This is a genomic window from Planctomycetota bacterium (genome assembly GCA_016125255.1).
Taxonomy (GTDB): domain Bacteria; phylum Planctomycetota; class Phycisphaerae; order Phycisphaerales; family Zrk34; genus RI-421.
In genome coordinates this window covers 181,311-189,892 of record WGMD01000003.1, presented here as the reverse complement: position 1 = coordinate 189,892, position 8,582 = coordinate 181,311, and the positions used below count along the sequence as shown (strand labels likewise).

Here is an 8,582-nt window from a genome sequence, read left to right as displayed (position 1 = left end):
TCCTGTCCGCGAAACCGAGAGCGCCGCTACACGGGGACACCTCGCCACAACTCTTTGTCTCCAACGGGTTACGACAACGCCCGAGGCGGCGGTGCCTCGGGCGTCGGCGTTAACTGGACGGGGCGGCGGATTCCGCTCCCTGTGAAAAAGCTCCCCCGGCTGGGCTCGAACCAGCAACCTGGCGGTTAACAGCCGCCCGCTCTACCATTGAGCTACAGGGGATTAGATGTTGGCCGATGCTTATCTATCGGCTGACAGACCGGTTACTTTAGCAGGGTTGGGCGTTGGGTCAAGTGGGGGACAGGTTGTACAATCAAAGCATGACCAGACAGGCGGTTATCACGGCGCTTAAGGGGGTGGTGGGGGACGCGAATGTGCTCGGCGATCCGGCGGAGTTGATCAGTTACGAGTGCGATGGATTTCCGATCGCCAAGGCGGTGCCGGCGGCGGTGGTGTTCGTGCATTCGGTCGAGGAGACGGCGGCGTGCGTGGAGATTCTCAGTAAGCATGACGTGCCGATCGTACCGCGGGGGAGCGGGACGGGGCTGACGGGGGCGTGCGTTGCGTATGGCGACGGGGTGCTGATCGTGACGAGCCGCATGAAGAAGATCGTCGAGGTCGATCTGGTGAATCGGCTGGCATGCGTCGAGGCGGGGGTGCGGAATCTGGAGCTGACGGAGCATGTCAATCGTCTGCCGGGCGGCGAGCGGCTGCACTTTGCGCCGGACCCATCCTCGCAACGGGCATCGACCATTGCAGGCAACGCCGCCACGAACGCCGGGGGGATTCACACGCTCAAATACGGCGTGACGACGAATCACATCGTCGGCCTGGAAATGGTGCTGCCCGACGGGCGGGTCGTGACGACGCGTTGCAACAAGCTGCTCGACGGCGCCGGGCCGGATGTGCCTTCCGTCATCGTCGGGTCGGAAGGGACGATGGGGATCATCACGAAAGTCTGGGTGCGGCTCACCCCGCGGCTCGACACGTTTCGCACGATCGTCGGCATCTTCGATTCATCCGTGGCGGCGTGCGAGAGCGTGGCGAAGACGATCGCGGCGGGGATCGTGCCGGCGGCGCTGGAGATGATGGACGGGGCGATGGTCAAGGTCGTCGAGGACGCGTTCCATTACGGTTTTCCGACCGATGCGCAGGCGCTATTGCTGTTCGAGTTGGACGGCGTAGAGGCGCTATTGGACGAGCAGATGGAGCAGGTCGCGGCGATTTGCCGGGCGTGCGGGGCGCGGGATGTGCAATGCTCGGCGGACCCGGTGAAGCGGGCGGCGCTGTGGTCGGCGCGCAAGCGGGCGTTCGGGGCGATCGGGCGCATCAGCCCCAGCTACTGCACGCAGGACGCCTGCGTGCCGCGGTCGATGCTGCCGCAGGTGATCGAGCGCGTGGCTCAAATCGGCGTCAAGTACGGGCTGATCATCACCAACGTGTTTCACGCCGGCGACGGCAATGTGCATCCGATTCTGCTTTTCGATGAGGATGACGAGGACGAAGTGCGGCGGGCGATGGAGGCGAGCCACGAGATTCTGACTTATTGTATCGAGATCGGCGGGACGCTCACCGGTGAGCACGGCGTCGGCGTCGAGAAACTCGCGCTGATGAGCACCATGTTTGACGCCTCGACCCTTCGAACGTTCGACCGCATCAAGCGCGTCTTCGATCCGCACGAGCGCATCAACGCGGGGAAGATGCTGCCGTCGGATCGCATCAATGTGCAGATCATCAAGCCCCCGGCGATGAATGTGCCGGGCGGGGCGATGTAAAAAACGGACAACATTTACAGCGCGAGCGGCGGCTTACGTGTTGGGCTTCGCCTTGGCGTCACCGCTCGTCGTCGCCTGTTTTTCCTCGACTTCCTTGTCCTTTTCAGGATGGGCGCTGACGTAGTTGAGGCGCTTTTTGAGGGCGTCGAGGGTCAGGGGGGAGTAGTCGGCGGTGAGGGCGGTGGCGTTGGACTGGATCAGGCCGCGGGCGAACATGGGCTTGAGCCGCTCATACGTGCCTTCGTCGATCGGCTCATACGAAACGAGCTTGACGATGACGACTTTCTGCGCGGTGTCGATGGGGATGACCGCCAGGGTCTGATCCGCGGGGGCCTTGGCGATGCCGCCGGCGGTCTGGGCCTTCTGGCACATATCAAAGACCTGTTCGACGAACGCCTTGCTCTTGCCGACGACGGGAAGCGTGGGCACTTCGAGTTTCCCGCCGCTCATCATCATCGTCTGCTGATCGCGCCCGGAGAATGGGCCGACCTTTTCGACCTTCGTCTTGTACGCCTCGGCGACCTTGTCGAGTCCGTCGGTCTTGACGCGTTCGAGGATCTTGTCGGTGCGATCTTTGAGGAGGTTGTAGGCGGCGAGGCGCTTGGCGTCGCGGGTCACATCGTCGAGCACTTCGTCGAGCAGTTTGGGCTCATGCGCCGGGTCGGCGACGAGCACGCGGAAGATGTACTGATTGCCGGCCCCGTCGCTGACGGCGCGCGAGCTGACGTTGACCTGAAGGCGAAGATTGACAAGCGGATTGGCCGGATTCGGATCGAATTGCTTGATCGATGCGATGTACGGCAGCACGTTGACCTGCTTGCCCGCCATCTCGAATCCCGCGCCGCCGAAGCCCTCGAGCTTTCTGATGTCCGAGAACGTCAGCCAGCGGCCTTCAACGCGGATGACGTCCAGCAGTACGCCGAAGTCCTTTTGAATCTGCTGCGTGATCGTCTCGTAGGCGAGCGGGGTGTGCTCGGGCGTGAGGATCAGGTAATTCTGCTCATCGCGCTTGAGCTGGCGATTGTGCTCAGCGACCATCGCGACGATCTGCTTGACGATCCTGTCCTGCTTCTCCTTGGCCATCTTGTCCGTCACGGCGGCGATGACCCGGTCGCGGACCTGACGGTAGGGCAGCGGCTCCTTCGGGGCGGCGGCCTTGTCGTCCTTCTTCTCATCGGCCGCGGGTGCGGGCATGTAATCTTCGGGATGCGTCGCGTAATACTTCTGTGCTTCGACTTCATCGACCGTGATCGAATTGGCGACGCGCTTCAGCGGCACGCTCAGATACTCGAGCTTCACCCGGGCCGGCAGACGATAGCCGAACCCGTACGGTTCGCTGCGGCCGGGGATGTCGTCCTTGTACTCGGCGAAGAGCTTCTGAATGTCATCATTGGTCGGTTTGGGCGCATCGGCGCCGAGGAAGTCCGCGTCGATGCCGACGACATCGGCGGTCGCCGTCGAGTGAATGTCCTGCGCGAAGTGCGCCAGTCGCGGCTCGGAGGGATGCTCGGCGGCGGTGATGAGCCGGCTGAGCCCTTCGATCATCTCAAGATGCTGAAGCGCCTGCACGGCGAAGTCGACGCTGGCGCCGTTGGCTTGAAGCATCGCCGCCACGTTGACGCCGTTGGCCGCCATCTGATCCAGGAACGGATGCACCTGCTCCGCCGCCACGTAGAGCCCGTTCTTGCGGGCTTCCTTCACAAGCAAAAGCCAGTGCAGCGCGTCATGCGGCAGGGCGCCCTGAAGCTGGGGCAACAGGCGGTTGACGAGTTCGATTTCCGCGGCGGCTTCCTGCTGCTCGCGGAGCGTGATCTTCGTGCCGTCAACCCGGCCGATCGTCTGATTGCCCGGGTCCGGTTGAAGAAACCGTCCGCCGGCGGGGAGCAGGAAAATGACCATCAGCAGCGACCCGCCGACGACGAGGATGATCTTGTTGTACTTGGCAAAGAATTTGAGCATAACCCGTGGGCTCCAGCAGTTCGTCCAAAGACGGGCAGTATAGCACGTCTGAGTGGCAAAGTGCGGAGTGGGGAGCGAAAGAGAAGTGCGGAACGGGGAGTGTGGAATGTGGAGTGTAAAACAGGCATATGCGGCCTATTGGGTCGCTTCAATGCCTTTCACTCCGCACTCCAAACTCCCCGTTCCAGACTCATTTCACTGCTGCTTCGGCTGCGGCGCCGGGGGCAGTTTTTTCAGCCGCGCCAGCACGCTGGTCTGATAAGCGTCGGGCTTGAGCACGAAGCTGGGGTTGTTGACGGTGCGGCGGTAGCCGGTGTCGAGCAGATGGGTGACGCGCTCGATGCGTGTTTCGGGCAGGGGGTGGGTCTGAAGCATCTCCAGTCCGCTGTTGCCCAGCGACTTGAGCACTTCCATGACGCCGAGCATCGCATGCGGATCGTACCCCGCCTTGGTCATGTATCGCAGGCCCAGTTCGTCCGCCTGCGATTCCTGATCGCGCCCGAACTTGAGCAGGTAAAGCTGCCCGCCCGCGCCGCCGAGCGTGCCGATCCATTGCGAATCGCTGACCGCGCCCGCCGCCTGAAGCACGCCGCTGAGCACCATCTGCCGGCTCATCTGCTGCCCGATGTGCTCGGCGTTGACATGTCCGCATTCGTGACCGAGCACGGCGGCGATCTCCGCTTCGTTGTGCAGCTTCTCCATGAGCCCGCGCGTGATGAACACCTTCCCGCCCGGCAGTGCGAAGGCGTTGACGATCGGGCTGTTGACGGCGTGAAACGCCCAGGGCATGTCCGGCCGCTCGCTCACGGCCGCCAGCTTCTTGCCGATCGCGCTGACGTATGCCTGCACCGTCGCGTCGGGAATCTCCCCGCCGGATTCGGTGATGAACTGCGGCTCGGCCTCGGAGCCGATCTGGATTTCCTCGTCCCGACTGAGTGTGTTGAACTGCAGCTTGCCCGTCGCCGGATTCGTGTTGCATCCGCCCAGCAGACCCGCCGCCAACACCATCCCCGCGAGCATCAAATGTCTGATCATGTCAGTCGCTCCAGATAAGGTCGTTCGATTGATGATACGACTTGGCATATGATCGGTGCGTGAACTCCCCGATGCAAGGGCAACCCGCGTGGACGGACGACGATTTGCGGCAAAACCCGCATGCCGCCGCCGATAAGGCCGCGCGCGTGCAGCAGATGTTCAGCGCGATCGCCGAATCGTACGACCTGAACAATCGGCTTCATTCGCTCTGGCGCGATCAGGCGTGGCGACGGGCGGCCGTTAAGCTTTGCCGCGTCCAGCCCGTGGATACCGTTCTCGACGTTGCCTGCGGCACCGGTGATCTTTCGCTGGCCTTCGCCGCCGCCAAACCGCATCGCGTCATCGGTGTCGACTTCACGCACAACATGGTCCGCATCGCCGAGCACAAGCGCGATCACGCCGCATTGCCCGTGACGCTGTGCGCTTTCACCGATGGCGACGCCATGCGCCTGCCCATCGCCGATCAAAGCGTCGACATCGTCTCCATTGCTTTCGGTATTCGCAACGTCTCCAACCCCGCCGCCGCCATCGCTGAATTCAAACGCGTCCTCCGCCCCGGCGGGCGACTGTGCATCCTCGAATTCTCTCTGCCCACCAACCCCGTCCTCCGCTGGCTCTACAACTTCTTCTTCCGCCACATCATGCCCCGCACCGCGACCCTGATCGCCCGCGATCGCAGCGGGGCCTACAAGTACCTGCCCCAGTCGGTCAACACGTTCCTGGGCCGCCAGCAGATGGTCGACATGATGACCGGCGCCGGCTTCACGAGCGTGACCCAGAAACCCATGACCTTCGGCATCGCCATCGCCTACCTGGGCCTCGCCTGACCCACCCGTTTGGCGACGCCGCTTGCAGCGGGTTTTCTGAACCTCGTTTTGCAATCTGACGCTCCTCAAATCGCCAAACGCGCAAAATGAATATGTTTTTTTGGCGTTTCAGTAGATGATCCCGCCTCGCCCCGGCCGTACCATTGAATTCCTCGCCAGAACTTTCGGTCCGTCGGACCGCCGCCCACATTCGGAGTACACCGCGTGCCCGATCAATGTCTTCGACAGCTTTGTCGCAGCGGGTTGCCGCTTGTTTTCCTTTTGATGTTCGCCACACATGCGTTCGCCGCCGATGCTCTGAAGCATTGGTCGTTCATCGCGCCGCAGCGCCTCGACCCGCCGGTGGTCAAGCACACCGACTGGCCGCGCAATGCCATCGACCGTTTCGTCCTCGCCAAGCTCGAAGCAGCGGGGCTCTCGCCGGAGCCCGAAGCCGATCGCACCACGCTGATTCGCCGCGTGTCGCTCGACCTGATCGGTCTGCCGCCGACGCCCGCCGAAGTCGACGCGTTCGTCAGCGATCGATCGCCCGAGGCGTATGAGAAGGTCGTCGATCGTCTGCTCGCTTCGCCGCGCTACGGGGAGCATTGGGCGTCGATGTGGCTCGACCTGGCGCGCTACGCCGACTCGAAGGGCTATGAAAAAGATAATCACCGCGATATCTGGCGCTATCGCGACTGGGTCATTGAAGCGTACAACGTGGACATGCCTTATGACGAGTTCACCCTCGAACAGGTCGCCGGCGACCTGGTTCCGGGGGCGACGACCGATCAGCTCATCGCCACCGCTTTCAATCGCAACACGATGACCAACGACGAAGGCGGGACCGACGACGAGGAGTTCCGCGTCGCGGCGGTCAAGGATCGCGTCGATACGACCGTGCAGGTCTGGATGGGTCTGACGATGGGCTGCGCCAAGTGTCACTCGCACAAGTACGATCCGATCACGCAGACGGAATACTACGGATTTTACGCCTTTTTCAACCAGACGGAGGACTCGGACAAGCCGGATGATCGCCCGCGCATTCCCACGCCGAGCATCGAGCAGACGCAGCGACTCGCCGCGCTCACAGCGCAGATCGCGGCGATTCAAAAGGAGCGTGACACGATCACGCCGGATTTCGTCGCAGCGCGCACCGCATGGGAGAAACAGATCGCCGGGCCGGCGAAGTGGCTGACGCTCGCGCCGATGCAGGCGGTCAGCGCCGGAGGGGCGAAGCTTACCGTGCAGGACGATGGCTCCATCCTCGCCGCCGGCACACTCCCCGACACCGACACGTACACAATCACCGCATCGTTGCCCGGCTCGAAGCTCACGGCCGTACGCATCGAAACATTGACCGATCCTTCGCTGCCGCGCGGCGGGCCGGGGAGATCGGCGGCCGACCCGAATTTCGTCATCAATGAGCTGACCCTCGTGCTCCGCGAAGGCGGTGCCGACAAGCCGATCAAACTCGCCAAGGGGCGCGCCGACTTCGAGCAGGATAACTGGCCGATCGGCGGCGCGATCGATGGCGTCGACAAGACGGGCTGGGCCGTTTCACCACAGAAAGGCCAGCCCCATGCCGCGATGTTCGAACTGGCGCAGCCGATCGACGTCACCGCCGGCGCGACGCTGACGTTCACGATTCGCCAGCTCTACGGGCACGGTCTGGTGCTCGGACACGTGCGGCTGTCCGCCAGCAGCGCGGACGTCAAAACACTCGCGCCGTCGCTCGGCGTGGATGTCGCACAACTCGCCGCCATCGATATGGACAAGCGCACGACCGAGCAGCAGGCGATGCTCGATGACGCCTTCCGCGCGGTCTACCCGGCGACGAAGACGCTCACCGAACGCCTCACGGCGCTTCAGAAGGAAGCGGACGAGGCGGGCAAGGCCGCGACGACCATGCCGATCATGCGCGAACTGCCGGACAATCAGCAGCGCAAGACCTTCATCCAGGTGCGCGGCAACTTCCTCGATCACGGCGATGAAGTGCACGCGACCATCCCCGCCGCGTTCGGCCCGCTGCCGAAAGGCGCCCCGGCGAATCGACTGGGCGTCGCGCAGTGGTTCGTCGATCCGGCCAACCCGCTGACGGCGCGCGTGGCGGTCAATCGGCTCTGGGCGCGGCTGTTCGGCATGGGCATTGTCGAAACCGAAGAAGACTTCGGCACGCAGGGCACGCCGCCGAGCGATCAACCGCTGCTGGACTTCATGGCGATCGAGTTCCGCGACACGCTCGGCTGGTCGCGCAAGAGGATGCTCAAAGAGATGGTCATGTCCGCGGCGTACCGACAGAGTTCGAAGCTCACGCCCGCCAAGCTCGAAGCCGACCCTCGGAATGTGCTCATCAGCCGCGGGCCGCGCTTTCGTCTGACGGCCGAGCAGGTGCGCGATCAGGCGCTGGCGGCGTCGGGTTTGTTGTCGGCGAAGATGTACGGTCCGCCGGTGATGCCGCCGCAGCCGCCGGGCGTTTGGAAGGCGATTTACAGCGGCGCTCAATGGCAGACGCCCGACAACGAGGACCGCTATCGGCGGGCGCTGTACACGTACTGGCGTCGCACAAGCCCGTATCCGTCGATGTTGAATTTCGACGCGGGGAGCCGGGAGGTTTGTCAGATGCGTCGCATCCGCACGAACACCCCGCTGGCCGCGCTGGTCACGCTCAACGACGAGGTGTACCTGGAAGCGGCGGGGGCGCTGGCGCGGAAGATGATCGCCGAGGGCGGGCCGGAGGTCGGGTCGCGCCTTTCGATCGGGTATCGCCGCCTGCTGGCGCGAGCGCCGCGTGCGGAGGAGCTCGCCGCGTTGCGTGAGCTGATCGATCAGGTGACGCGGCACTTCGCCGACGACCCCAGCGTCGCCGCGGCGCTGATCGAATCGGCGCACACGGCCGCGCAGAACGGCGAGTCGCCCATCGAGCTTGCGACGTGGACGACCGCCGCGAATGTGATCATGAACCTCGACGAAACCGTCATCAAGCCCTGAGGCCATACCTATGAAA

The 8,582-nt window shown here is 63.6% G+C and carries 5 protein-coding genes and 1 tRNA gene; 3 read left to right on the top strand and 3 right to left on the bottom strand.

The genetic code is table 11. The features are described from left to right. Window positions 1-150: 150 nt before the first annotated feature. Window positions 151-222, bottom strand: a tRNA-Asn gene (locus tag GC162_06155). Window positions 223-320: 98 nt separating this feature from the next. Here GC162_06155 and GC162_06150 point away from each other — a divergent pair. Further along, a complete protein-coding gene (locus GC162_06150) occupies window positions 321-1,775 on the top strand; it encodes an FAD-binding protein (GenBank protein ID MBI1368220.1) in 1,455 nt (484 codons plus the stop codon). A 33-nt stretch (window positions 1,776-1,808) separates the two neighbouring features. Here GC162_06150 and GC162_06145 read toward each other — a convergent pair whose 3' ends face one another. Continuing rightward, window positions 1,809-3,734: a hypothetical protein gene (locus GC162_06145; protein MBI1368219.1), complete on the bottom strand. Its 1,926-nt coding sequence runs from the start codon at window positions 3,732-3,734 to the stop codon at window positions 1,809-1,811. Window positions 3,735-3,929: 195 nt separating this feature from the next. Then, window positions 3,930-4,817, bottom strand: coding sequence for a M48 family metalloprotease (locus GC162_06140; protein ID MBI1368218.1), 888 nt, complete (start codon window positions 4,815-4,817; stop codon window positions 3,930-3,932). Window positions 4,818-4,828: 11 nt separating this feature from the next. On the opposite strand from GC162_06140, the gene ubiE reads away from it, so the two are divergent. Together ubiE and GC162_06130 are read left to right on the top strand one after the other, a co-directional pair. After that, the gene (gene ubiE, locus GC162_06135) at window positions 4,829-5,596 is read left to right on the top strand and encodes a bifunctional demethylmenaquinone methyltransferase/2-methoxy-6-polyprenyl-1,4-benzoquinol methylase UbiE (GenBank protein ID MBI1368217.1); all 768 of its coding nucleotides are present in this window, start codon (window positions 4,829-4,831) and stop codon (window positions 5,594-5,596) included. A gap of 264 nt (window positions 5,597-5,860) precedes the next feature. Next, entirely contained in the window at window positions 5,861-8,566 is a 2,706-nt protein-coding gene (locus GC162_06130) for a DUF1549 domain-containing protein (protein ID MBI1368216.1), read from the top strand. The last annotated feature ends 16 nt before the right edge of the window (window positions 8,567-8,582 follow it).

What these genes read in the sequence shown, in the direction of transcription:
- GC162_06140 (MBI1368218.1), bottom strand. Translation starts at nt 4,817, where the DNA reads ATGCCAAGTCGTATCATCAATCGAACGACCTTATCTGGAGCGACTGAC.
- GC162_06150 (MBI1368220.1), top strand. Translation starts at nt 321, where the DNA reads ATGACCAGACAGGCGGTTATCACGGCGCTTAAGGGGGTGGTGGGGGAC.
- GC162_06130 (MBI1368216.1), top strand. Translation starts at nt 5,861, where the DNA reads ATGTTCGCCACACATGCGTTCGCCGCCGATGCTCTGAAGCATTGGTCG.
- GC162_06145 (MBI1368219.1), bottom strand. Translation starts at nt 3,734, where the DNA reads ATGCTCAAATTCTTTGCCAAGTACAACAAGATCATCCTCGTCGTCGGC.